Origin of the sequence: Nostoc sp. NMS2 (assembly GCF_017115105.1) — a bacterium.
In the GTDB taxonomy this organism is placed as follows: Bacteria; Cyanobacteriota; Cyanobacteriia; order Cyanobacteriales; family Nostocaceae; genus Nostoc.
In genome coordinates, this window is sequence record NZ_JABXKH010000121.1 from 1 (window position 1) to 26,061 (window position 26,061).

Annotated in this window: 18 protein-coding genes and 1 pseudogene; 18 read left to right on the forward strand and 1 reads right to left on the reverse strand. The window is 37.5% G+C overall.

The annotated features are described in order from the left end of the window. Positions 1-76 precede the first annotated feature (76 nt). A complete protein-coding gene (locus HWQ36_RS21295) occupies positions 77-661 on the forward strand; it encodes a hypothetical protein (RefSeq protein ID WP_292706222.1) in 585 nt (194 codons plus the stop codon). A gap of 50 nt (positions 662-711) precedes the next feature. Here HWQ36_RS21295 and HWQ36_RS21300 read toward each other — a convergent pair. Beyond that, positions 712-891, reverse strand: a pseudogene (locus HWQ36_RS21300) (DUF6444 domain-containing protein); the annotation flags it as partial. A gap of 1,632 nt (positions 892-2,523) precedes the next feature. Between HWQ36_RS21300 and HWQ36_RS21305 the strand changes: the two are divergent. From HWQ36_RS21305 to HWQ36_RS21385, 17 genes are all read left to right on the forward strand, one after another. Further along, a complete protein-coding gene (locus HWQ36_RS21305; RefSeq protein ID WP_292706224.1) occupies positions 2,524-4,548 on the forward strand; it encodes a nucleoside-diphosphate sugar epimerase/dehydratase in 2,025 nt (674 codons plus the stop codon). Positions 4,549-4,582: 34 nt separating this feature from the next. Continuing rightward, entirely contained in the window at positions 4,583-5,962 is a 1,380-nt protein-coding gene (locus HWQ36_RS21310) for a lipid II flippase MurJ (protein WP_292706225.1), read from the forward strand. Further along, entirely contained in the window at positions 5,955-7,100 is a 1,146-nt protein-coding gene (locus HWQ36_RS21315) for a glycosyltransferase family 4 protein (RefSeq protein WP_292706226.1), read from the forward strand. Before HWQ36_RS21310 ends, HWQ36_RS21315 begins: the two co-directional genes overlap by 8 nt. Beyond that, positions 7,100-8,428, forward strand: a complete 1,329-nt coding sequence (locus tag HWQ36_RS21320; protein ID WP_292706227.1) for a hypothetical protein — start codon at positions 7,100-7,102, stop codon at positions 8,426-8,428. The genes HWQ36_RS21315 and HWQ36_RS21320 overlap by 1 nt, the downstream gene beginning before the upstream one ends. A gap of 19 nt (positions 8,429-8,447) precedes the next feature. Then, on the forward strand, positions 8,448-9,581 hold the full coding sequence (locus HWQ36_RS21325; protein ID WP_292706229.1) for a glycosyltransferase: 1,134 nt from the start codon (positions 8,448-8,450) through the stop codon (positions 9,579-9,581). Next, positions 9,578-10,819, forward strand: coding sequence for an O-antigen ligase family protein (locus tag HWQ36_RS21330; RefSeq protein ID WP_292706231.1), 1,242 nt, complete (start codon positions 9,578-9,580; stop codon positions 10,817-10,819). Before HWQ36_RS21325 ends, HWQ36_RS21330 begins: the two co-directional genes overlap by 4 nt. Next, positions 10,816-11,949, forward strand: a complete 1,134-nt coding sequence (locus tag HWQ36_RS21335) for a glycosyltransferase (protein ID WP_292706232.1) — start codon at positions 10,816-10,818, stop codon at positions 11,947-11,949. The genes HWQ36_RS21330 and HWQ36_RS21335 overlap by 4 nt, the downstream gene beginning before the upstream one ends. Before the next feature lie 76 nt (positions 11,950-12,025). Continuing rightward, positions 12,026-13,978 (forward strand): asparagine synthase (glutamine-hydrolyzing), encoded by a 1,953-nt coding sequence (gene asnB / locus HWQ36_RS21340; protein ID WP_292706234.1) that lies wholly within the window; start codon positions 12,026-12,028, stop codon positions 13,976-13,978. Between the two features lie 76 nt (positions 13,979-14,054). Continuing rightward, positions 14,055-15,191, forward strand: a complete 1,137-nt coding sequence (locus HWQ36_RS21345; RefSeq protein ID WP_292706236.1) for an ATP-grasp domain-containing protein — start codon at positions 14,055-14,057, stop codon at positions 15,189-15,191. Between the two features lie 333 nt (positions 15,192-15,524). Next, positions 15,525-17,138 carry a glycoside hydrolase domain-containing protein gene (locus HWQ36_RS21350; RefSeq protein ID WP_292706238.1) on the forward strand — a complete coding sequence of 538 codons (1,614 nt, stop codon included), beginning with the start codon at positions 15,525-15,527 and terminating at the stop codon, positions 17,136-17,138. Positions 17,139-17,229: 91 nt separating this feature from the next. After that, entirely contained in the window at positions 17,230-18,084 is an 855-nt protein-coding gene (locus tag HWQ36_RS21355; RefSeq protein ID WP_292706240.1) for a methyltransferase domain-containing protein, read from the forward strand. Positions 18,085-18,237: 153 nt separating this feature from the next. Then, on the forward strand, positions 18,238-19,248 hold the full coding sequence (locus tag HWQ36_RS21360; protein ID WP_292706242.1) for an NAD-dependent epimerase: 1,011 nt from the start codon (positions 18,238-18,240) through the stop codon (positions 19,246-19,248). 48 nt (positions 19,249-19,296) lie between these two features. Further along, positions 19,297-20,514, forward strand: coding sequence for a glycosyltransferase family 4 protein (locus HWQ36_RS21365; protein WP_292706244.1), 1,218 nt, complete (start codon positions 19,297-19,299; stop codon positions 20,512-20,514). 36 nt (positions 20,515-20,550) lie between these two features. Continuing rightward, positions 20,551-21,246 carry a bifunctional 2-polyprenyl-6-hydroxyphenol methylase/3-demethylubiquinol 3-O-methyltransferase UbiG gene (locus HWQ36_RS21370; RefSeq protein ID WP_292706246.1) on the forward strand — a complete coding sequence of 232 codons (696 nt, stop codon included), beginning with the start codon at positions 20,551-20,553 and terminating at the stop codon, positions 21,244-21,246. Between the two features lie 42 nt (positions 21,247-21,288). Beyond that, positions 21,289-22,440 carry a DegT/DnrJ/EryC1/StrS aminotransferase family protein gene (locus tag HWQ36_RS21375; protein WP_292706248.1) on the forward strand — a complete coding sequence of 384 codons (1,152 nt, stop codon included), beginning with the start codon at positions 21,289-21,291 and terminating at the stop codon, positions 22,438-22,440. A gap of 639 nt (positions 22,441-23,079) precedes the next feature. Then, positions 23,080-23,673, forward strand: coding sequence for a sugar transferase (locus HWQ36_RS21380; RefSeq protein ID WP_292706249.1), 594 nt, complete (start codon positions 23,080-23,082; stop codon positions 23,671-23,673). 229 nt (positions 23,674-23,902) lie between these two features. Next, positions 23,903-26,014, forward strand: coding sequence for a polysaccharide biosynthesis tyrosine autokinase (locus tag HWQ36_RS21385; RefSeq protein WP_292706251.1), 2,112 nt, complete (start codon positions 23,903-23,905; stop codon positions 26,012-26,014). Positions 26,015-26,061 lie beyond the last annotated feature (47 nt).

Here is a 26,061-nt window from a genome sequence, read left to right on the forward strand (position 1 = left end):
TACGTAAGTCTGCTGCTGTTATTTTCTGTTTGCTTCCATTTAGTCTAAACTCCAGGCAGCTGGTGTTTACGAAAATTTGACAACCAATGGTTGTCAAAATGTAGCAAATGAGAATTTGATAACCAATGGGACACAAATTCTGCCTACGAGTGAACGCCAAGTCCGACCGATGACCAAACTTGAACCCCAGGAACAGCAGGAAGCGTGGCTAAGAGCAGTAGAACTTGCTGGCGGCAAAGTGCCAACTGGTAGAATCGTCAAAGATGTTGTGCAGCACATCATGGAGCGTATCCAAGTACCCAATACCTACCAAATCGGTGAAGTCTGCCTCCTTATTGCCAAGGATAATCCTGATTTACGAGGAAAAGGCGGATGCTGGGGGATAGTCAACCATGTGGGTGAATTCAGTTGCACAGTCACAATGTGGGATGGAGAATACACTGTGAGAATTGACCACTTGAAGCCGCTCAATTACTTGGAGTCGGAATGTCAGCAGATGCAGCAGATTAGCGATCGCATCAGTAGGTTACGGCAAAACGAGAGCTTGGAAGATGCCCCAAGTGCTATGTTGAATTACTTGGGGGAGTTGAAGCGACCGTATTTGACGGCAGTGGAAGAGAAATTGTTGAGTTTGATAGAGTTTGAATATGGGGTTGATTGAATGTTGAGTAAATCCTGATAAATTACCATCGGATTAGGGATTGGGTATGTTTCTCTTAAACTTTTTGTCCGTATTTTACTTGACTTTTTGAGTCCGTCGCTTGTCGGTGGTTTTGAACTTGTTTTGCTATCTAGTCCCAACCGTCTCTCTAGCTCTGCTATCCGTTCCCGCAATTCTTGATTTTCTTTCTCCAGCCTCTCGATTTTTTGATCTTTTTCTTCTGGACTGATGCTTGAACACTACCATCTTTCTTCCCTCATGGGAATATTCCTGACATTCCTACCTGGGCAGTTACAAAACTTTTTGGTTGCTTATCACTACTTGCATATCATTACCTTAATTTGTCTAAACCATCAGTGCGCTTAAGCACATTGTTTCTGTGATCAAGGACACATACTTGCAAATTACTATAACCATATTATTCTGCCTGTAGGGATAAATACAGGACTCCGGTTTGATTAATGAAAAGTTGTTATATAGCTTTACTGGACTAAAATTTTAGTTTCAGTTAGCCTTCAACTAACTGTGGATTTAGTAAGTTGATACTAGTCTAGCAACTTGATATCAGTCAAATAACCTAATATCAGTTTGACAACCTGATATCACTCTATAAAAGTCTCAACACCTCGAAAAGAAAAACCAGAGTGATGAACAGGTTTAATATTATGGTTCTTCGGTAGGTGTTATGCTGAAATTTTAATTAAACCCCAAAACTTTCCTTTAAAATCAACGCTTACAGGCGATTATAAACTCAATTTCAGCACTAAGGCTCAAATGGTAATTGTAATGTCTGTTATTATTGCCCAATAAGGATTGAAAGCTTATTTACAGACATTTTTAGCATAACAGGTACGGAAGAGCCAATATTATCCCCTAATTTAGCAAGAAAATTAGCTATACAAGGGGCAGGGGACTCAGTTAAAGATACTCTTGGCTTGCCTTGGCAACTACTCCTGAAGAAGAGTTTAAGCTCAACTCCAAATCTCTAGATTTAGGGAATTAGTATTACACAAAGAAACCTTTTTATGTAGCATGACATGTCCAGTTCAATACAAGTCAATTCCGAACGCAGTCAAGCAATCTTTAAACCTTTGCGATCGCTGTCTTCCATCTCCTGAATTAAAAGTGTTTAATAAAATTACTAGTACTTTGGCAAGCTATAGCAATCCGATTTGATTTTTGAAAAAATCTAAGTATATGTAAGGTATGTTATACCGCTGGCTAACATACTATCCGAAGGCTTTAGTGCGTTAGACAGAGGCATAACGCACCCTATGTATATTTCAAAAATCAAATATGATTCCTATAGTAGTTTTGAAGGTTAGTAGTAAGCACTTTAGTCTTTACTACGAACTTGACTAAAACTCAAAATTCATGTGGCAAACTACTAATGATCTGCCACACGAATTTTGGGAAGTTTATAGTGATAGATTTATTCGCTCAATCTCAGGAACTAGCTAGAGCCATTAATAACTTTCACAATCCATCATAATTAATTAGATGAACCACTAGTGGTCTGTCCCATTAATTCTGATAGGTGAATCAAATTTAAATTTCTCTTCTTTCCTTCTTCCTTTGCGTTCTTTGTGTCCTTTGCGGTTCGTTCTTTTATCCCTCAAAATTAATGGCACAGACCACTAGTCTCCAGTCTGTAGTGTATTTCTCACCTAGAACTTTATGGCAGTTAAATTTTTTCGTGGTAACTGTCTTCTTCACGCAGCTAAAGATTCACTAGCTGGCATATTTCTCTGTTTTCTGTATTTTTGAAAGTGATAATTTTCTCAATGCAGATTAGATAAAACTACCAAGTTTTATTAATAAACATTCATAAAAAATTTAGATTATTAAACACTTTTACCAAGATGAACTTTTCTGTTTTTACTTTTCACTTTTTATGGCAAAAGTTTGCCAGTATGTTTTTGAAAAAATTACTACATCTGAGAAATAGGCATTTTTTCTTTTGCGATCTTGTTTTATTTTCAATAATACCTTTATTAGCTCTGATTCTACGTTTAGATGGCACTTTCTCCTTCAAGGAATACATATCAGAGCTAGTAGTTGTGACAATACTATTTTTAACGGTTAAACTAACTTTATTTTGGAGTTTTGGTTTTTATACGCATTACTGGCGCTATGCCAGCATTGAGGAGCTTACATATATAACGATGCTGATATCGGCTGCGGTAATTATCCAAGACTTGTTGTTTTATATTTCAAACTATATACCTCATCTTGATATGGATAAACTGCCACAATCGTTACCATTTATTGATGGTTTGCTTACCTTTATTTTTATTGGTGGACTACGTTTTAGTGTTCGGGCAGTAGAAAGAACTAGCCATAAACAAACAATCTTGAATCCACACGAGCGGGTATTGGTAGTTGGTGCTGGTAGTGCAGGCGTTTCGTTAGTACAAGAAATGCAGATAAATCCGCAGTTAGGTTTTTATCCTGTAGCCTTCATTGACGATGATCCACAAAAATTCAATGTAAACATTCGTGGTATTCCTGTACTAGGTGATCGCAACTACATAACTGACGTAGTGAAATATCAGCAAATCCACAAAGTAATAATTGCAATGCCAAGTGTTGCAGGACAAGTAATTCGGGAAATTGTTGATATTTGCAAAGCAAATGGAATTCAGACTAGCACTCTACCAGGAATACACGAAATTCTCAATGGCCCCGTGCGAATAGACAGCATCCGCGATGTACGTATCGAAGACTTGCTCAGACGCGAACCTGTACAGACGGATATTGAAATAGTTGCCCAATTTATTGAAGGCAAGAAAGTATTAATTACAGGTGCAGGCGGATCGATTGGTAGCGAACTTTGCCGTCAAATTTGCCAGTGCCGCCCAGCAGAAATTATGCTATTGGGACACGGAGAAAACTCCGTCTTCAATATCCAACAAGAGCTAGAAAAAATTGTCGAAGCCATGAAAGACAATGGCAAAGCACAACAATATACTCCTTGCATCTCGAGCTTAATTGCTGATATTCGCTTCGAGGAACGACTAAATCATGTTTTTGAGCAATTCCAACCCCATGTGATTTTTCATGCTGCTGCCCACAAGCACGTCCCCTTGATGGAATTAAATCCCCCAGAAGCCATCACCAACAATGTCATTGGAACAAAAAATTTGTTGGAAATGGCTCTGCGATATAACGTTCCACATTTTGTGATGATTTCCACAGATAAAGCAGTCAATCCCACCAATGTGATGGGAGCCAGCAAGAGAGTTGCAGAAATGTTAGTGTTGCAAGCGGCAAGACAAAGCGGTAAGCCTTATGTTGCCGTGCGTTTTGGTAATGTTTTAGGAAGCCGGGGTAGCGTAGTTCCCACCTTCAAAAAACAAATTGCAGCAGGTGGCCCAGTCAGAGTTACCCATCCTGATATCTGCCGTTATTTCATGACCATTCCAGAGGCAGTGCAACTTGTTTTACAAGCCGCAGTACTTGGTCGTAGTGGTGAAGTTTTAATGATGAATATGGGTAAGCCTGTAAAAATAATTGACTTAGCGAAGGAACTCATTCGTCTTTCAGGATATGAAGTCAACAAAGACATTGAAATTGTATTTACAGGCTTGCGGTCAGGGGAAAAACTATTTGAGGAAATGTTTATTGAAGGAGAGGAATATGAACCGACTCAACATGAAAAATTATTAATAGTAAAAAACTCTAGTCGTACTATTCCCAAAAATATGGATTTCATTGTAGAGTCTTTGCATCGAGCAGCATATAAGAATGATACCAATTCAATTATCTTTTTGCTTGAGCAGCTAATACCTGAATATAAACCTAAAGATTTAACCAGTGAAATCAATAGCTTAGAGAGTAATAAGAATATATCTAATTATCTCTCGAAAAACTTGTCATTAAAATAGGTTTATTAACCCTAGTGATTGTTGGATTTATGATATGAAAATTTGGCAATTGCATAACTTACTTGATTACTGGAAAAAACTCACCAGTGGCTCTGTCAATCGCAAAATTTTTGGCGCAGCGATTACGATTGCCTTCGGCACAGCATTAGTCAAAGTGGTAGCGGTGGTAAGAGAAATCGTCATTGCCTGGAAATTTGGGACAGGAGACGAACTGGATGCATTTTTAATTGCTTTGCTAGTTCCAGAATTTATTATCAATGTTGTCGCTGGATCTTTTAATGCTGCCCTAATACCTACCTATATTAGAGTACGGGAACAACAGGGAATAAAAGCAGCACAAAGGCTTTTTTCTGGAGCTACAGTTTGGAGTCTAGGACTCTTAGGAATTACTAGCATATTGATAGTGGCATCTGCACCACAATATTTGCCACACCTAGCATTAGGATTCAGTGTTGAAAAAGTAAATCTGACTTTTAAACTACTTTGTGTAATTTCGCCAATTGTGATGTTGACTGGGATTGTCACAATCTGGAGCGCTGTTTTGAATGCAGGAGAGCGTTTTGCTTTGGCAGCACTAAGTCCAATAATGACTCCAGTTATTACTATCGTTTTACTCATCTTTGGAAACAAATTTTGGGGCGTATTCGCTTTGGCTGGAGGACTTGTTGGCGGTGCAGTTATAGAAATAACTCTCTTAGGAATTGCACTACGCCGACAAAAGGTTTCTCTACTTCCAAGATGGTATGGATTTGATGATAACTTACGTCAAGTAGCAAACCAATACGCTCCAATGATTGCTGGAGGCTTTTTGATGTGCAGCACGGGAATAGTCGATCAAGCAATGGCAGCAACATTATTACCCGGAAGTGTAGCAGCACTCAGCTATGGTAATCGCTTAACTGCTTTCCCAATAACTTTAATGACTCAAGCATTAAGTACCGCAGTTATTCCTTATTTTTCTACGATGGTAGCGCGTGAAGATTGGGTAGGAGTACGTTATACATTGAAGCGCTATATGAAGTTTATATTTGCAGCCGCTTTACCAATAGCATTACTGATAATTTTATTTTCTGGAACTATAGTACAAATACTTTTTCAAAGAGGCTTATTTACAGCAAATGATACTCAATTAGTAGCTACTATACAGGCTTTTAATGCTTTGCAAATACCTTTACGTGGCCCAGGTATTTTGGTAGTACGCTTCATATCTGCAACACGATCTAATCAAATCCTGATGTGGGGATCTGGTTTTAATCTAATAATCAATATTGCCTTAGACTATCTATTCATTCAGTGGCTAGGGGTTGCAGGTATTGCCCTATCAACATCCTGTGTTTATATTTTCTCTTTCTTCTTCCTACTGTGTTTTGCAATTAAGAAAATAAACAAAGCCTCCATAATACCAAATGCTTAAAAATAACGGATCACAATTATTCGCAAAAAGGCGAATAACACTTGTTATCCCATCACTTTATTCAGGTGGTGCTGAACGAGTTTTATCAATCATATCCAATTACTGGGCTAGAAAAGGATGGAAAATCACTTTGTTGACTTTTTTTGGAGATCAGCCTCCGTTTTATCATCTCGATTCTAGAATTACTTATATTCCTTTACATATAGCAGGAGATTCTTTTAATCTCATAGCAGCAGTCAAGAATAACTTGTATCGGATTTATAAACTACGACTTGCTATTACTGCTAGCAATCCAGACATTGTGATTAGCTTTATGAGTGAAGCTAATGTGACTACACTGCTAGCAACTAGAGGTTTAAATGTGCCAGTATTAGTTTCGGAGCGTATTAATCCTGAAATTAGTCTTGCCAAAAGCTCTATTTGGATGAAACTTCGTCAATGGACTTATCCACTTGCAGAGCGAGTTATTGTTCAAACTCAAAGAGCATTGAATTATTTTCCATCCAGTTTACAAACTCGTATTTGTGCCATTCCTAATCCGGTTTTATTACCACCCCCCAAATCATCCAAACCCAAAGAATTATCTGACAAGTTACCTGGACAAAAATTCTTTATTGCTGTAGGACGGCTTGAACAACAAAAAGGTTTTGATCTATTACTACAAGCTTTCGCTAATTTGAAAGATGATTTTCCCCAATGGCAGTTAATTATTTTAGGAGAAGGAACTTTACATTTAGATTTAACAGAGTTGTGTCATCAGTTGGGACTCAATAATCGCGTTGATTTTCCCGGAAGAGTAAAGAATATTTATGAATTTCTCCAAGAAGCTGATATTTACGTTATGTCCTCACGATTTGAAGGCTTTCCAAATGCACTATGTGAGGCAATGGCTTGTGGGCTACCAGTTATTTCTACCGACTGTCCCAATGGGCCTAGAGAAATCATTCGTGATGGTATAGATGGTTTATTAGTACCTAATGAGGATGTTTTAGCATTAACCGCAGCAATGAAGCTTTTAATGTCTGATGAAGAAAAGCGAAAACATTTAGCTACTAATGCATCAGGTATTACTGAACGCTTGAGCATAGCAAAAATTATGGAAATGTGGGAATTTGTTGTTAAAGAGGTTGTTGAGTAATGAATTTTAGGAAACTTGTTTATTTTTCTTATGCGAATTTTAGAGGTTATAAGGTTAGCCATTTATATCAACAGCTTCAACAAGAATCTAGTTCTGTTATTAATATTGGTACAACCCAAAAGTTACTAGAAAAACTTTTAATTCACTGCAAAAAAAACGTGCCTTACTATGCAGACTATCTGAATAAAATCAGCCCAGATAAATTGCTGATGCAAGAGCAAGAACAATGGCTTACCCAATTACCTATTTTAACCAAGGATATTATTCGTGAAAACTTTCAACAATTACAATCTGCTGATTTAGCACAACGTAAGTGGTATTTTAATACATCAGGTGGTTCAACTGGAGAACCCATCAAGATCATCCAAGATCAAGAATACACTGATAACTCTGAGGCTATTACCTTACTTTATTCCCATTTAGTTGGACGAGAACTTGGTGAACTGGAAGCGTATTTATGGGGTTCAGAACAGGAAGTTATTAAAGGTACAAAAGGATGGAAAGCCAATTTTTTCAACTTTCTTAGCAATACAATTTATCTGAATGCTTTTAAAATGACCCCTGAAAGCATGAGAAGATTTCTTCGATGCCTAAATGCAAAGCGTCCACAGTTAATTATTGCTTATGCACAAGCCATATATGAATTAGCAAAGTTTACTGAAAGCGAACATATAAAAGTTGTTCCTCAAAAGGCTATTATCACTTCTGCTGGTACACTGTATCCCTGGATGAGAGATAAGATTGAGATGGTATTTCAGTGTCAGGTTTTTAACCGTTATGGTTCTAGAGAAGTTAGCAATATAGCATGTGAACGTCCAGGCTGTAAAGGTTTGTGGGCAGCTCCTTGGGGTAATTATATCGAGATTGTAGATGATAACAATCAACCAGTGCCAGCAGGAGTTGAAGGTAATATTCTGATTACATGTCTGAAAAACTTCGCTATGCCTTTAATTCGTTATAAAATTGGCGATCGCGGTACTTTATCTGCTGAATATCATTCAGGACAGATATTACAGTATGTCACTGGCAGGAATGTTGATACTTTTAAAACTCAAGATGGAACTTTGATAGATGGAGAATACTTTACTCACCTTTTATATTTTAGAAAATGGGTTAAAAAATTTCAAATCATCCAGAAAAGTTACTCACATATATCTATTAAAATTATTCAAGATGCTAGATTCAGTTATCAACCAGAAGATTTAAATGATGTTATTTCTAAATGTAAAAAAATCATGGGTGAAACCTGTATTATTAGTTTTGAATTTGTGAATGATATACCCCACGCTTCTTCAGGCAAATATCGATACACTATTTCCGATATTTAGCCAGGATAAATTAATAATCATGAAAAAGAAAATTGTGTTTGTTATTCGTGATTTGGGCTACGGTGGCGCTCAAAGACAATTAATTACTCTAGCAAAAAATCTTGACAAAGAAAAGTTTATTGTTACTGTTATTTTCTTCTATGCAGATGGATTGTTACAGAAAGATTTAGAAGATAATAATATAGAAATTGTATGTTTAGAAAAACGAGAGCGTTGGGATATATTTAGATTTTTCTGGCGATTTTTTGGACATTTGCAACGAATCCAACCTGATTGGTTACATGGATATCTAAGTGAATCTAACTTACTCACTATCTTCTTGAAACCTTTTTTTCCTTCAACTTTTATATTTTGGGGAATACGTGATTCTAATATCAGCTTTGATAGCTATGATTGGTTAGACCGTTTAATCTTTGAGCTTGAATGTTTGCTTTCTCGTTTTGTAGACCTGATTATTGTAAATTCTCATGCAGGTCAAGCCTATCATTTGTCTCATGGGTTTCCTGCTAACAAAATGGTAGTTATTCCCAATGGCATTGATACTGAACGTTTTCAGCTTGATTTGGAAGCTGGTTTAGTGGTGCGAACAGAATGGGGAATTTTAAAAGATACAATTTTGATTGGTTTGGTAGGACGTTTAGATCCGATGAAGGATCATCCTACTTTTCTCAAAGCGGCGGCATTGTTGTGTAAGGAGAGAGAAGATGTCCGTTTTGTTTGTGTAGGTACGGGATCGCAAAGCTATGGGCAAGAACTGTATCAATTAGCTAAGGAACTAGGAATTAACGAAAAAGTGATTTGGGTCGGTGGGCGTGCTGATATGCCTGCCATTTACAATGCCTTAGATATCACTTGTTCCTCTTCTGGCTATGGAGAAGGATTTTCTAATGTAATTGGAGAGGCGATGGCTTGTGGAGTCCCATGTGTAGTGACCAATGTAGGTGATTCAGCCTGGATTATTGGTGATACAGGTGTGGTTGTGCCACCAAGTAATCCAGAGGCATTGAAAACGGGGATTACAAGTTTAATCAATGTTATTAGTAGTGAAGATTACTCTCCCAGCCACATTAGACAGCGCATAATTTCTGATTTTTCCGTATTTAATCTGAGCCTAAAAACGCAAAATGCTCTTTTATCTAAAAGTCTCTCATGATTACAGTTGCCCAGAAAAAAAGTAATTTCCTAATTTATTATCAATGCTGGTTAGCTGTAGTAGCTGTGTTGATTTTTTTTACAAATCTAGATGTTTATTGGCAAACCGCAGGAATCCTCCCCTTTGAACCTTTGCATTGGATTATCCTTCTTATTGGTGCGTCTACACCGATAATTTTTTCGTTGTCTTCTAGGAAAAAGTTTTTGTCAAAAAGCTTACTAAAATGGTGTCTTGCGTATTTTTTGCTTTCATTATTTTATTTTTGCCTATTTTTACCAACTCCAGAAGCATTCCAAGAATTAAGAACTAGGGTATTATCTATAACTTTCTTATTGCTGACATTAATTATTTTTTCTAAATATTATCTTGTTCAAAAGTTTACAAGATACGCAATTATAAGCGCTGGCTTATTAGGTACAATTATTAATATATATGAGTTTTTTAATCCTTTAGTATTTATTGCAGTGAATGAAACAGGTCGAGCAGCAGGGTTTTACATAAATCCTAATACATCTGGTTGTGCCCTGGTTGTGAGTTTAATTTTTGGTGTGGATTTATTACAGCGAAAATATCGAATTCCTTTCGCCTTAATAATTGGTATTGGTATTTTTCTCACATTCTCGCGCGGTTCGCTTCTTGGTTGGATAATAGTAATGATTATATTCACTACTACAAATGTGACTCCTGGCCACCAATTATTTTTGTGGCTTGGAGGATTAGTAATGATGATTACTGTTGTGGTGGCAATAACGGGAAATTTCTTCAATTTAGATAGTTTACAAGATATGGGCTTGATAAATGATAATGTCATGGGAAGGTTGCAAGAATTTGGTTCTCCTTCTAATACTGATGACGATGCTGCTCTAGCTCGAATTGAGGTTGTAAAACTTGCTTGGCAGATGTTCAGTGAACATCCATTTATTGGTAATGGCATTGGTTCTACCCGTGCTTTAAGTGTTGGAGGATTATCTACACATGATATATCTACACACAATATGTACTTATATTTTATGACTGATCATGGAATTATAGGCGCTTTTGTTTATCCATTATTAATTTATGCAGTAACGCATTCCTATCAGCAAAATAATAAATATATTGTTTGTGGATTTGTGGCTTTTTATCTGATTTGGGGATTTTTCAGTCATAACATTGTAGAACAGCGCTTTCAATCAATAGCATTTTCGCTAATGGCTACTATGAATCAGACTACTCACAGAGTTAACTGTAAATCATGAAAATTATTTATATTATTACTGGATTGCCTACTGGCGGTGCAGAAATGATGCTTTATAAACTGCTTTCTCAGATAAACCAGGAACGGTTTGAGCCAATTGTAGTTTCTTTGATGGATCGTGGTACATTAGGCGATCGCATTCAGGCATTAGGCATCCCTATTCACACTATTGGCATGAATCGAGGCATTCCCATGCCAGTTGACGTTTGGCGATTGGTTCGTCTTATTTATCAACTTAAACCCGATGTGATTCAAGGCTGGATGTATCATGGCAATTTAGCCGCGCAGTTTGCCAGCTTTTTAAGTGGGAATAAAATTCCTGTTTTATGGAGTATTCATTATTCAATTGATTCTTTAGAATCAGATAAAAAAATGACTGTGGCTATTATTAAATTTGGTGCTTATATTTCTCACATCCCTAAACAGATATTATTTGTTTCTCAAAATAGTAAGTTGCAGCATGAGGCTTTAGGATATTCCAGCGCTCATAGCTGTATAATACCTAATGGTTTTGATACATTATTGTTTTCTCCTTCATTAACAGATCGAATTGATGTTCGCTCCGAGTTGAGTTTGCCTGAGCAATCTTTGCTAATTGGGTTGATATGTCGTTATCATCCTATGAAGGATCATGCAAATTTCATTCAAGCAGCTGCACTTTTCTTGAAAGAGTATCCTAATGCCAACTTCTTAATGATTGGTCAGGGAGTTGATAGAGATAATTCAACCTTAAGCAAACTGATTAAAGAATTAGGTGTTGGCGATCGTATATATCTATTAGGAGAGCGAAAAGATATTCCTCATCTCATAGCAAGTCTAGATATTTTTACTTCTGCCTCTGCTTATGGTGAAGCATTTCCTTTAGTTGTAGGAGAGGCAATGTCTTGTGGCATTCCCTGCGTGGTCACAGATGTTGGCGATTCAGGTTGGATTGTAGGTGACACAGGAAGAGTCGTTTCGCCACGGAACCCCCGGATGCTAGCGGATGCATGGAAAGAGTTAATTGCTTTAGGTGAAGAGGGGAGAAACAATTTGGGCAAAGCAGCAAGAGCCAGGATTACTAAAGATTTTTCTTTAAATTCTGTTGTAGCTAAATATGAATTAGCCTATGAAAAAATATTATCTCAATAAATATATATAGGTATGCCTATTGAAAAAATCTCATTTTTGGATAAGTATAATAATTAAATATAAAGGTTTAATACTCATGTGTGGCATAGTCGGTTTTTGGGATATATCTAAACAATTTAGTGTCGAGCATTTGTATGAGACTACTGAAAAAATGTCAAAAACCTTGCTACATCGAGGCCCTGACGATGGGGGAATCTGGACAGATGTAGAGGTAGGAATTTCCTTAGGGCATCGGCGCTTATCTATTGTTGATCTCTCACCGTTAGGACATCAACCCATGATGTCTGCGAATGGCCGCTATTTTATTGTATTTAATGGAGAAATTTATAACTTTTTAGAATTACGACGTGAGCTAACTCAGTTAGGACACCATTTTCGGGGACATTCTGACACTGAGATCATGCTGGCGGGTTTTAGTGAGTGGGGGCTGGATAAAGCTATTCGGCGTTTCAATGGAATGTTTGCTTTTGCTTTGTGGGATCGCCAAGAGCGGATTTTACATTTAGGGCGCGATCGCTTGGGTGAAAAACCACTCTATTATGGTTGGCAAGATAGCACCTTTCTATTTGCTTCGGAGTTAAAAGCCCTAAAAGCCTATCCTAATTTTCGGTCTGAAATTAACCGCGATGCATTAACACTATTTTTGCGATATAGTAACGTTTCTTCACCCTATTCAATCTACCAAGGTATTTACAAGTTACCACCAGGAACAATCCTCTCCTGGAATGGTGTCGATGCTCATCCAGATCCATTCACCTACTGGTCAGCCAGGGAAGTCGCAGAATTGGGGATTGCTGAACCATTTATGGGGTCAGAATCAGAGGCTGTAATACAACTAGAAGCTCTATTGCGAGAGGCTGTAGGGCTACGCATGGTGGCAGATGTGCCATTGGGTGCATTTCTCTCAGGAGGAATCGACTCTTCCACCATAGTTGCATTGATGCAAGCACAAAGTAGCCAACCCGTGAAAACCTTTACTATCGGTTTTAATGAAGAAGCTTATAACGAAGCACAGCACGCCAAAGCTGTCGCCCAACACCTGGGTACAGATCACACTGAACTATATGTCAACCCCAAAGAGGCTCTGGAAGTTATTCCAAAGCTACCAATTCTCTATGATGAACCTTTCTCAGACGTGTCTCAAATTCCTACCTTTTTGGTATCACAATTAGCCAAACAGCAGGTAACTGTCAGTTTATCAGGGGATGGGGGAGATGAATTGTTTGCTGGATATAAACGTTATATATTGGGTCGAAAAATTTGGCAAGCAATTAATTGGATACCAAAAACTATACGTCATAACTCTGCACGCGCCATAACTAGCATATCTCCTGAAAGTTGGAATCGTGTTTTTGCTAATGTTAATGTCTTCTTACCAACCAGAATCAAGCAACCTGAATTCGGAACTAAATTACACACCTTGTCTGAGGTTATGAGACTTCCCAATGCCAAAGAAATATTATACAAAAGGTTAGTTTCTCACTGGGAAGATCCCAGAGCATTAGTCATAGATGGCTTGGAGTCTCCAACAAACTTAAGCAATTCTCAAAATAGGGGACAGCTACCTGACTTTACCGAGTACATGATGTACCTTGACACCGTAACTTATCTACCAGACGATATTCTCGTCAAAGTAGATCGAGCCAGTATGGGGGTAAGTTTGGAAGGACGTATACCTTTCTTAGATCACCGCTTAGTAGAATTTGCTTGGCGAATACCATTATCAATGAAAATTCGGAATGGACAAGGCAAATGGCTGTTACGCCAAGTTTTATACAAGTATGTACCTCCCAATTTAGTCGAGCGTCCAAAAGTAGGTTTTGGAGTTCCCATTGATAGTTGGTTACGTGGCCCTTTACGAGATTGGGCTGAGGGACTGCTAAATGAAGGTCGCCTGAAGAACGAAGGGTTTTTCAATCCCCAGCCGATTCGACAGAAGTGGGAAGAACATCTTTCTGGTGCTGCAAGTTGGGAATATTATCTATGGGATGTGCTGATGTTCCAAGCTTGGTTAGAAGCAAATAATTGACTATTTATATTCGGTTATGTATTTAAACTTTATCAAGTTTAAAAAAACTTTAAGACTACATTTTTTGGAGGTTTAAATGAATGTATTAATTGTTTCCTCTAGTGATGGCATCACCCTATCCTTATTGAGGTGTCTGGGATTACTTAATATTAGGTCACATGTAATCAGCATCTGGAAATCCTCAGATTCATCAAGGTTTTCGAGATTTTGTAAAAACTATACTTCCTCTTTTGTTTCTGAGTCATCACAAGATACTAAAGAGATAGTTAATACAATTAATAATTACTGCAAAAAGCAAAAAATTGATATTATTATTCCGTCAGGTCTTTTGGGGACTTTTTTAATTGCTTTAATTAAGGAAAAACTGAGTTATTCATCAGTTTTTCCTCTTAATAGTGCAGACCAAATATCTAACCTCAACAACAAATGGTATTTTTATCAATTGTTGAAGCAACATGGCATTCCCACTCCAGAAACAACATTGATTGAAACAACAGAGCAAATAGAATTATTGAATTTAAATTTTCCTATTATAGTCAAACCATTAGATCAAGGCAATGGAGATGGAGTTAAAAGAATAGACTCAATCGAAGATTTACATAAATACATCTCAAATGAAAATCATCTGAATAATTTACCTTTATTGGCACAAGAATATATAGATGGTTATGATATTCTCTTGAATATACTTGCAGAGAATGGAAAGCTAATTGCTTGGACGATTAATAAAAGAGTTCCCTATTTCTTTGAATTTTTTAAAGATGAAAAACTCTTAGAAATAGCTCATAAACTTGTATATTCATGTAATTACAGTGGCGTAGCTAATTTCGATATCAGATTTGATGAGAGAACTAACTCCATGAAAGTAATAGAATGTAATCCCAGATTTTGGTCTAGTTTCGGAGCTTCAGTATCCTATGGCATAGACTTTGTTAACTTAGGTATGTTGTTAGCTCAAGGACACAAATTGCCTGACAATCTGAAAAAAGAACTTACTTGTACAGAGACTGAAAAGATTCCTTATCCATCGCCAAGTCAATTTCTCAAAGGATTGCTACTAGGTAAATATCGTTTTACGGGAATTAATAACATTAGCAGAGATCTTGCTTGGCAAAGCATTTTAGACCCATTACCTAATATTTACGAAAAAATCTGGAATCGATTAGGCATAGTAAATACCTATGATGGGGTGATGTTAAATAAACTGTTATAAAATCCAATTGGAGGAAAAAATTGAGTCTATAAAATGTTGAAAAATTTACACTTATTTAGATACCGTTGAAAAAATTACGTAAAGTTTTGTACACAATTAAATATTTCTGATTTTAGGCGGTTATGAATATATAGCTAGCAATCCTAATTAATTCATGAGGAAATACGGAGACGAAAAGTACGTATTTCTAGGTATTTAAGCCTTAATGCTTCTCAGGAATAATTTTTGATTGTCATATAGGATACTTAAAACGCTAACAATTGGGTTTGGGTTTGATCAGCAATTCAAAATCGCAGAACGTAATTACAACAGGCATTGTGGGTACTTAAATATATGCAGATTATCCGTTACTTCAAAAAACTGAAATTTATTCGATGGGTAATGCTGATATTTAGTGCAATAGTTTGCTTAAATCTTTGGCAAGTGCCTAAGGCTTCCTCGGCAATTGGCCCAGTTTTATATATGGTTCCAAGTTTGAAAAGGATAGGGCAAACTGACAAAATAGCAAGCACATCATCATTCAAAATTTCTGCTGCCAAAGGCGAATATGAATCGCTCCAATTAGTAATTCAAGCTCCCACAAGTGGATTGACGAATGTCAATGTTTCGGTATCAGATTTATTCGGTTCCAATAGTCAGAAAATTACGAAAAACAACATTACTCTCTATCGAGAACATTATGTTTATGTTAGTCATTCTAGCCCAAACATGAGAGGTAATCTGAACCCTCCTCTGGGCGTTGGATGGTATCCTGATGGACTTGTACCATTTTTAGACCCATTAACCCAAAAGCCTCTGCTTACAAGTGAGTTAAAAGCACTTCCCTTTAATTTGAAGCCCCAATATAACCAACCTATTTGGGTGGATGTATTTGTACCTCGCAACGTTCAATCTGGTGAATATACGGGTAAGCTTATTGTCACAAGCGATCAAGGCCAATCTGAAAGCAAGGTAGTTTTGAAAGTTTGGAATTTCGAGTTACCTTTAAAGCCCTCGCTGAAGTCTTCCTTTGAATTATGGGACAACAAAACCAAGAATGCTAATGAGGAACTCCTCAAGCATAAACTCATGCCTAAAAACACCAACCCAAAAGATCAGCAGGCTCTGATTCCGCAAGGGCTTGCTTCGGCAAGTCTTGGTTATTGGAGTGGAGCAAATATCAGTACATGTAAGATGCGTCCACTTCCTTCTTTAGAGGAATTCCGACAAACTGCTGCATCTTATCAGTCGGATCTATTCTTATATAACTACACAGCTGATGAAATTGAGCGTTGTCCAGCCCTTTATGAACAGGTGAAGCAATGGTCTAAAAATCTGCATTCGGCTGGGGTTTCTAACCTTGTGACAATGATACCCATACCTGAGCTTTATGATGATGGTTCTGGGACTGGGCGCTCTGCTGTTGACATTTGGGCGCTCCTTCCTGAGATGTATGACCGAGCTACTGATAGAGTAGCTCAAGTGCTGCAAAAAGGAGACAAAGTTTGGTCTTACAACACATTAACACAAGATGAATACTCTCCTAAGTGGGAGATAGATTTTGAGCCAATAAACTATAGAATTCAGCCAGGTTTCATTAGCCAGAGTCTGGGATTAACTGGAATTCTGTATTGGCAGGTTGATCTATGGACACAAGATCCCTGGCATGATGTTCAAACCTTTTCTCAAGGGACTCGCAACTATTTTCCTGGTGAAGGAATGCTTGTTTATCCTGGCAAACAGGTAGGGATTCAAGGAATCGTCCCATCTATGAGACTCAAATGGTTGCGGGATGGAGTTGAGGATTACGAATATATGGAGATTCTCAAAAAACTTGGTCGCGGAAGTTGGGCATTAAATATTGGCCGAACCGTTGGTAAAGATTGGAGAAATTGGACACGGGATACAAATATGCTGGAGTCAGTGCGATCGCAATTAGGAGCAGAGATCGACAGACTATCTTCCTGAAAACGAATGCTAAATGAGTTTATTGGGTCATAAATTGGTAGTAAAGCGATATTTATTGACCCTTTACATTAAATGATTGGAGATTATAACCATGAGTATTAGTTTCATTCCCTGGTGGGCTAAAATTACTGCCAAAGTAGTTTTATCTAGATTGCCAATTGAATACAAATTCTGGAAGGATATTGGCTTATTCTCACATGGCTATATGGAGCAGCCAAATTATGCTTATGGGGTCTTTAAAAAGCATTTTGATCGAGCCAAACCAAAAGCAGGATTTGTCAGTCTAGAAATTGGACCAGGAGATTCATTGTTTTCTGCAATGATTAGTTTAGCCTTTGGTGGTTCTAAATCTTATTTAGTTGATGCTAAAGCATTCGCCAATAAAAATATTCTGCCATATCATGCTATGGCAGAATATTTAGAACAGAAAACGTTAACTGCGCCAAATTTTGATGGCTTGCAATCTTTAGAAGAAATTCTCGATTCTTGCCACGCCGAATACATGATATTTGGTTTATCCTCACTAAAACTTATTCCCGATAAATCTATAGATTTTATTTGGTCACATGCAGTTCTTGAACATATTAGATGCTCAGAATTTAGCGAGACTATGAAAGAATTGCGTAGGATAATTCGTGATGATGGTGTCTGTTCTCATGGAGTTGATTTGAGAGATCATCTAGGTGGACATCTTAATAACCTAAGATTTTCTGAACGTATATGGGAAGGAGATTTTATGGCTAATTCTGGTTTTTATACTAACAGAATTCAATACAGTCAAATGGTAAATATATTCAAAAAAGCTGGTTTTAATGTTGAGCTAATTGAAATGGATCGTTGGAATTCCTTACCCACAGCCAGATCAAAATTATCCCATGAGTTTACACACCTTTCTGATGAAGAACTTTGCATATCTACATTTTCTGTAGTTTTAAAACCTGTATAGCAAGCATATTCTGTCATAGAAAAAACCGATTTTAGTACCGGAGTTAGAGAGACTCTCCTTTTTAACAGGGAATACAAAAAGCATTTAGTCAAACTAAAACAGATAATCAGATACACAAACATTTTTTAATTAGAGTTTATAGGGATAAAAGCGATGGTCAAAGTCTTAGTCACAGGTGCAGCCGGTTTCATTGGATTTCATCTCAGCCAACGGTTACTAGTCGCGGGAAACGAAGTCGTTGGGCTAGATAATCTTAATGATTACTATGATGCAAATCTCAAAAAAGCTCGGCTAGCCAAGTTGCAGGATCACTCCAATTTTAGATTTTATCAACTCGATTTGGCTGACCGTGAAGGTATGGCTGGACTATTTGCCGAAGAGTGCTTTGATTTAGTCGTTAACTTGGCTGCACAACCTGGAGTCCGCTACTCACTCACAAATCCTTATGCATATATAGATAGTAATCTAGTAGGTTTTATCAACGTTTTAGAAGGTTGTCGCCACTCAGGAGTCAAGCACTTAGTCTTCGCTTCATCTAGTTCAGTCTACGGTGCAAATACGAAAGTACCATTTTCTGTACACGACAAGGTAGATCACCCAGTTAGTTTGTATGCTGCTACCAAGAAAGCCAACGAGTTAATGGCTCATACTTATAGTCACTTGTATGATTTACCGACTACCGGACTCCGCTTCTTTACAGTTTATGGGCCGTGGGGTCGTCCAGATATGGCACCATTTTTATTTACCAAAGCAATTTTGGCAGGGGAATCAATTAATGTATTTAATTATGGTCAAATGCGTCGAGATTTTACTTATATTGACGACATCGTTGAGGGTGTTATCCACGTAATAGATAAAATCCCTAAACCAAATTCCAGCTTGTCAGAAAATACGTCAAACTCAGAAATTAGTAATGCTGCTTACAAACTTTATAACATTGGGAATAATCAATCCGTTGAATTAATACGCTTCATCGAAGTTATAGAAAACTGTTTGGGCATGAAAGCAGTAAAAAATCTACTTCCTATGCAACCTGGGGATGTACCTGTTACTTATGCAGATGTTGATGATCTCGCAAGAGATGTGGGTTTTAGACCTAATACACCAATTGAGGTAGGAGTTGAACGCTTTGTCAGTTGGTATCGTTCTTACTACCAAGTTTAAATATCAAAAGAGCAACTCTCTAGTTTTCTTATAAATTTCCTCTCAAAGATGGACAAAAAATCTTCTGTTTCTCCCTTACCTACCAAAGCTTTAAGCGATGATAAAAATTCTCCAATTACTGTTTGGTACGTTGGCGGCGAAGATATACGTCTTCGTATTCCTCTGTTGCTAAAACTGCGAGAGAAAGGTTTCAATGTTGGGGCGGTGGGATCTGAAGATGGAAATGCTTTTGTAGATAATCAGATTCCATATTTTCGATACACTTTAGAACGAGGAATAAACCTCTGGGCTGATATATACACTCGCAGCCAACTGTCGGCTTTATTTAGACAATATCAGCCAGATATTGTTCATAGTTTTGATACTAAACCTGCTATGATTGCACCCATTGTGGCAATGAAAAGCGGAATTCCTGGACGGGTGCGAACTATAACTGGAATGGGTTATGTCTTTTCTTCCACATCGACCTTAGCACTTGCCCTCAGACCAATATATCGCCATCTTCAAAGGCAGGCTGCGATCGCAACTGGGATAACTATATTTCAAAATCCTGACGATCGCGCATATTTCTGCAAGCACAAAATGGTACTAGATGGGCGGGATGATTTAGTTTTAGGATCGGGTATTGATGTAGAAGGACTGATGAAAAACTCTCCCGCACCAGAAAAACTAGCAGCAACACGACGGGAGTTAGGACTAGAAGGGCAGCTTGTAGTCACAATGATCTCACGTCTTGTCATCTCTAAGGGCGTGAGAGAATTTCTTCAGGCAGCTAACATTGTCTGCCAGCAAATGAAAAATGTGACGTTTCTTTTAGTCGGTTCTGTATCTTCTGAAGGTAGACAAGCCGTATCAATACAAGAAATTCACCAACAAGCCGGGGTTGTTCGCTATCTTGGCCCTCGTAATGATATTCCGACACTGTTGAACTTAAGCGATGTATTTGTGTTGCCAAGTTATTACCGTGAAGGAGTGCCAAGGGTTTTGTTAGAGGCTGCAACGATGGAACTCCCTTTGATTACAACTAATATGCCTGGTTGTAAAGAAGTTGTAAAAGATGGCTGGAATGGTTTGCTAGTTCCTCCCAAAGATGCCAAGGCTTTAGCTACAGCGATTTTACAACTTCTGAATTCTCCAGAACAAAGAAACCTCATGGGAAAACGAAGTAGGGTACACGTGTATACGAACTTCAGTCTTAACCAAGTAGCAGATGCTTATGCTAATATTTATAGCCGGGTTTTAAAGCTGCCAAAAACATTGAAATAATAATAATTTAATAATTTTTCTCCTCATGAAACTTATATGAGCAACGAAATTGAAGCAATCCGTCAGCGTTATGACCGCCGCCAGCAAATCCCGGAAGCAACTTTATATGATCCATTGAATCCATCTCGTTATATGCTTTATCAAGAAAAGCGGCAGGCTTTGATTCGTTGGATTAATTGGGCTAATCTAGCCCCCGTTCAAGACAAACGTCTCCTAGAAATTGGTTGCGGAAATGGAAATAACCTAAGCTTATTTATGTCCTTGGGTTTTCAACCAGAGAACTTAGTAGGAAATGAATTGATAGAAGACTATGCACTAAATGCCCGTCGCTTACTTCCAACAGGAACTCAAATTTTAGTTGGTGATGCGTCAACTCTCAATTTAGAGGATAATTCGTTTGATATTGTTTTTCAATCAACGGTTTTTACTTCAATTTTAGATCCTAAATTTCAACAAAATTTAGCTAATCGCATGTGGTCGATGGTTAAACCTGGAGGAGGTATACTTTGGTACGACTTTATCTTTAACAACCCGAAAAATCCAGATGTCAAGGGCGTTACTAAAAGACAAATTCATCAACTATTTCCCGATGGACATCTCAAAACTTGGCAATTATGTTTAGCTCCTCCCATTAGTCGCCGAGTTACCAAGATTCATCCAAGTCTTTATAATGTTTTTAACTTACTTCCGTTTCTGCGGACTCATGTCTTGTGTTGGATTACCAAGCCATAATTTTCTCAGATGTTTCCTGACTGATTTTAATTACTACATCCTATGCCAGAATTCATTCCTTTCGCGTTACCAGATATTGGAGAAGAAGAAATTGCTGAGGTCGTTGATTCTTTACGATCTGGTTGGTTGACTACAGGCCCTAAGACCAAACGTTTTGAGCAAGATTTTGCAGATTTTATTGGTCATGGGGTAGAAGCGATCGCAGTTAATTCTGCCACATCAGGGTTACATCTCGCTCTGGAAGCATTGGGAATTGGCCCCGGAGATGAAGTAATCACTACAGTCCACACCTTCACTGCTACCGCAGAAGTGATTCGTTACTTAGGAGCCAATCCAGTCTTTGTTGATATTGATTTAGCTACCCTCAACATTGATGCTAGGAAAATTGAGGCTGCTATCACTCCCCGCACTAAAGCCATCATGCCTGTCCATTTTGGCGGACTTGCTTGTGATATGCAATCAATTTTAACAATTGCCCAAAAGCATCAATTGAAAGTAGTTGAAGATGCGGCTCATGCTATCCCCACAACCTATCAGGGTAAGTTGATTGGTAGCTTGGATAGTGATGTTACCGTCTATAGCTTTTATGCAACCAAAACCATTGCTACAGGTGAAGGGGGTATGCTAATAACCCGTAACCCGGAAATAGCTCAAAGATGCCGAACTATGCGCTTACATGGCATCAATCGAGATGCCTTTGATCGCTACACCTCAACTAAACCCTCATGGTACTACGAGGTAGTTGCACCAGGCTTCAAATATAACATGACAGATGTCGCTGCTTCTCTTGGTATCCATCAATTGAAGAAAGCCAAGACACTACAGCAACAACGAGCTGTGATCGCTAATCGATATAATATAGAACTAGCTAGCTTACATTTACATCTGCCAGCACTACCTGCTGATGGAGATATTCACTCTTGGCATCTATATGTAATTAGGTTAGCCGACTTCGTAAAAGTGAGTCGGAATAATTTTATTGAGCAAATGGCTGCTAAAGGAATTGGTTGTAGTGTCCACTATATTCCTCTACACTTGCATCCCTACTGGCGCGACACTTACAATCTCTGCTTAGAAGATTTTCCTCAAGCATCCTATGCTTCTGAACGGATAGTAAGCCTACCAATCTACACAAAAATGACTGAAGCAGATCAAACTCATATCATTGAAATCATCAAGAAAACTTTGACTTGATCCTTTAAGCAACACATTCTGAAACAGTTGATTTAAAAATAATCTCAAGACTAAGTAAACAGCTTTTGTCTTCATATTTTTGTGTTTCAATATTCATTCTTGAAACTGCTGTTCAGGTACAAACAAAAAAATAGTGCTGATACAATATCATATTGCGCAGTACATTTTACTAAATTTTTCTATAAAATTGCACTCATATAAGGCACAGTTTTATGAAGAGTTGATGTAATTAACACAAAAAAAGTTAAAAAGTAACTCATATAGCTATAAAATAGTAAAAACGACTACACATTAAGTAAAAAAAAATCACTTAGTTAAAAATTGCACATAGTCCTTTACCTTGTTTTAATAGGAGATTTTTTTGTCTTGAATATAATAGTAATTTTGCAAAATTTAGTTTTTTGTTTTCAATCAGCTAAAGCAAATAACTGGAAAAGATTACCAGAAATTACTCCATCATAAATTTATCTAACTTTAAATTGATGCTGATAAATAACTCAAATGTTAATACATTTTATGTTGGCAGTTAGCTGGTCTGGCTATTTCAAAAATTGAATATTTGAATTATTGATTTACAAACACTTAATAAATATTTGTCCATACAAAAATAACCTAACGCATTTTTAATGGATGTTAATTATGGCTAAACGAATTTTTGATTTACTTTTTGCTCTAATTGGTATTTTTATCATGTCACCCCTATTTTTCACAATAGCAATATGGATCAAACTAGATTCTCCAGGAAATGTGTTATTTCGACAAATTCGCATTGGACGCTTTGGACGTGAATTTAGTATTTACAAATTCCGTACTATGGTGGCTGATGCCGAAAGCAGAGGAAAACAAATTACAGTGGCTAAAGATACCCGGATTACCCGAAGTGGCCAGTTCTTAAGAAAATATAAGCTAGATGAATTACCACAATTATTTAACGTTGTAAAAGGGGAAATGAGTTTAGTTGGCCCTCGTCCTGAAGTTCCAAAATATGTGGCATATTATACGGCTGAACAACGTCGAGTTTTAGATGTACTTCCAGGTATCACTGATCCAGCTTCAATCAAATTCCGAAATGAAAGTGAATTACTAAAAGATACTGCTAACCCTGAATATATCTATATCAACGAAATAATGCCTCAAAAATTAGAATTAAATATGCAGTACCTGGGTCAAGATAACTTAGGTTTTACTCTACTTATTATCCTGAAAACATTACAAAAGGTGATCGGAATATAGAATATCACTCTTAAAAATTTGTAATCTGCTATGCCTCACTAAGACGACAGTAATTCGTCATTCTGATTTTCGTCATTCTGATTTAGGTAGTAATTTAGATCACCGCATGAAACAAAGCTACCTGTGAAGGTAGGGATCTAAAATCCTATTCTTAATTACGAGCAATATCACAAATTTACTTTTAAATTATTATATTAAGCTAAAATTATTCAGCCTTTAAAATTAATTTATGGAATCACAAATAGTTTTTTTAGCATTTGATCAATATTGGCAAATCCTTAAGCGCCGTTGGAGACCAAGTTTAGCTGTCTTTATCCCAGCTTTTCTGTTTTTGATGCTGACTTCATGTTTAAAAAAACCGGCTTATGAGGCAGAGGGAAAGCTACTATTTCAAAGAACAAATACTATCTCCTCCTTGACGGGAGTAGGAGCAGGGATAGGTAATTTAGAAGCAGTAGCACAGGATCAGAAAACTAATCCTCTAAATACAGAAGCAGAGATTATTCGGTCTGTACCCCTTGTGCAAAAAACTATAGACAAACTTATTTTGACAAATGATCAAGGGGAAGGTTTAAAACCCAAAGAATTACTGAAAAAATTAACCGTTAAAGATATTAAGGGATCTGATATTTTAGAAGTTTCCTATAAGGATATTAACCCTGAAAAATCAGCAAAAGTGGTTAACTCAGTGATGAATATCTATTTAGAATATAACGTCTCTTCACGAAGAAAAGAAGCTGCCGCAGCCCGTAAATTTCTTCAAAAGGAGTTACCAAAAGCTGAATTAATTGTCAGAAATGCAGAAGGTGAACTAGCGAAGTTTCAAGATAATAACAAAGTTGTTTCTCTGCAAGAAGAAGCAACTAAATCACTAGACGTAATTACAGAACTACAAAAGCAATCTAGCCAGGTTCAATCTCAAATTGCCAATGTAAATGCCCAGTCTCAAGATATCCGCAAGCAGTTGAATATGAATTCAAAACAAGCCTTGGCTCAGACTTCTCTGAGCCAATCTCCTGGGTTACAAGATATTCTCAAAGAAGTCCAGCAGTTAGAGTCTCAACTTGCAGTGAGGCGAACTGTTTTGCAGGAGTCTCATCCTGAAATTATTAGCTTAAAATATAAGTTAAAAGCCTTAAAAAATATAATACAACAGCGAGTAACACAAGTTGTAGGGACAACTCAAACAGAATGGAATGGCAATTTGCAGATTGGGGCGCTGCAACAACAATTAACTGGAGAAATGATCAGGTTAGAGTCAACTCGCCTGGGGTTAGTTAGCCAAGCTGCAGCTTTATCCAAATTACAAGCAGTCTACAAAGAAAAACTGAAAACTTTGCCCAGATTAGAACAACAACAGCGCCAGCTAGAACGCAAAGTACAAGCATCACAGTCTACATATTCACTTTTGTTACAAAAATTGCAAGAGAGCCAAATTGCAGAAAATCAGAATGTCGGTAATGCCAGTTTGATAGCTGAAGCCGAAATTCCTGACCAGCCTATTTCTTCTAATATGCTTTCGTACTTGAGTTCAGGTTTACTTGCTGTTTTAGCTACTTTGGCGACTATATATATTCTGGAAGTCAGAGATAAATCTATTAAGACTGTTGATGAAGCAAAGCAATTAATAGGGCTTCCTTTATTAGGTGTAATTCCTATCTTTAGCAAGCCTCAAAAATCTTATGTAAGCGACGAACAACTAGACTTGTCTACCTCAAAACTTGTTGTCAAAGGTACTTATTCCTCTCAAATTATTGAAGCTTATCGGATGTTGCGGACAAATTTGAAGTTAAAAGGTGGTGATAAACAGTTAAAAGTTATTGTTGTCACTAGTTCTGTGCCCAGAGAAGGTAAATCAACAGTAGCTGCTAATTTAGCAATAGTAATGGCACAGATGGAGCATCAAGTCTTACTGATAGATGGGAATTTGCATCGTCCAGTTCAACATCAAATTTGGGAATTAACTAATAATCAAGGTCTGAGTAATCTGATTCTGGAAGAAACCCAAATCAGCACCGTTGTCAAAATGGTTATGAATAATTTGCATGTCCTGACTACTGGAGTAGTACCTCCCTGGCCGGCATCTCTGCTTGATTCCAAACGGATGGCTTCTTTGATTCAAAGTTTTGCTAATAATTATGATTTTGTAATTATTGACGCTCCTTCATTAAATGTTGCCGCTGATGCAGCCACTTTGGGGCAAATGACTGATGGCGTTTTGTTGGTAGTTCGTCTTGGGGTAGTTGATTCTACTCAAGCTGCTGTTGCTTGTGAAATTTTAGAAAAATCCGGTCAGAATGTCTTGGGACAAGTTGTTAATGCAGCATCAGTGAGAGGTTAAGGTAATTGCACATTTGTCAAGAGGGTGCAGTAAAAGGGAGAGCGATC

Coding starts and splice junctions, on each gene's coding strand:
- HWQ36_RS21305 (WP_292706224.1), top strand. CDS start 2,524: ATGAACTTTTCTGTTTTTACTTTTCACTTTTTATGGCAAAAGTTTGCC.
- HWQ36_RS21310 (WP_292706225.1), top strand. CDS start 4,583: ATGAAAATTTGGCAATTGCATAACTTACTTGATTACTGGAAAAAACTC.
- HWQ36_RS21315 (WP_292706226.1), top strand. CDS start 5,955: ATGCTTAAAAATAACGGATCACAATTATTCGCAAAAAGGCGAATAACA.
- HWQ36_RS21320 (WP_292706227.1), top strand. CDS start 7,100: ATGAATTTTAGGAAACTTGTTTATTTTTCTTATGCGAATTTTAGAGGT.
- HWQ36_RS21325 (WP_292706229.1), top strand. CDS start 8,448: ATGAAAAAGAAAATTGTGTTTGTTATTCGTGATTTGGGCTACGGTGGC.
- HWQ36_RS21330 (WP_292706231.1), top strand. CDS start 9,578: ATGATTACAGTTGCCCAGAAAAAAAGTAATTTCCTAATTTATTATCAA.
- HWQ36_RS21335 (WP_292706232.1), top strand. CDS start 10,816: ATGAAAATTATTTATATTATTACTGGATTGCCTACTGGCGGTGCAGAA.
- asnB (WP_292706234.1), top strand. CDS start 12,026: ATGTGTGGCATAGTCGGTTTTTGGGATATATCTAAACAATTTAGTGTC.
- HWQ36_RS21345 (WP_292706236.1), top strand. CDS start 14,055: ATGAATGTATTAATTGTTTCCTCTAGTGATGGCATCACCCTATCCTTA.
- HWQ36_RS21350 (WP_292706238.1), top strand. CDS start 15,525: ATGCAGATTATCCGTTACTTCAAAAAACTGAAATTTATTCGATGGGTA.
- HWQ36_RS21355 (WP_292706240.1), top strand. CDS start 17,230: ATGAGTATTAGTTTCATTCCCTGGTGGGCTAAAATTACTGCCAAAGTA.
- HWQ36_RS21360 (WP_292706242.1), top strand. CDS start 18,238: ATGGTCAAAGTCTTAGTCACAGGTGCAGCCGGTTTCATTGGATTTCAT.
- HWQ36_RS21365 (WP_292706244.1), top strand. CDS start 19,297: ATGGACAAAAAATCTTCTGTTTCTCCCTTACCTACCAAAGCTTTAAGC.
- HWQ36_RS21370 (WP_292706246.1), top strand. CDS start 20,551: ATGAGCAACGAAATTGAAGCAATCCGTCAGCGTTATGACCGCCGCCAG.
- HWQ36_RS21375 (WP_292706248.1), top strand. CDS start 21,289: ATGCCAGAATTCATTCCTTTCGCGTTACCAGATATTGGAGAAGAAGAA.
- HWQ36_RS21380 (WP_292706249.1), top strand. CDS start 23,080: ATGGCTAAACGAATTTTTGATTTACTTTTTGCTCTAATTGGTATTTTT.
- HWQ36_RS21385 (WP_292706251.1), top strand. CDS start 23,903: ATGGAATCACAAATAGTTTTTTTAGCATTTGATCAATATTGGCAAATC.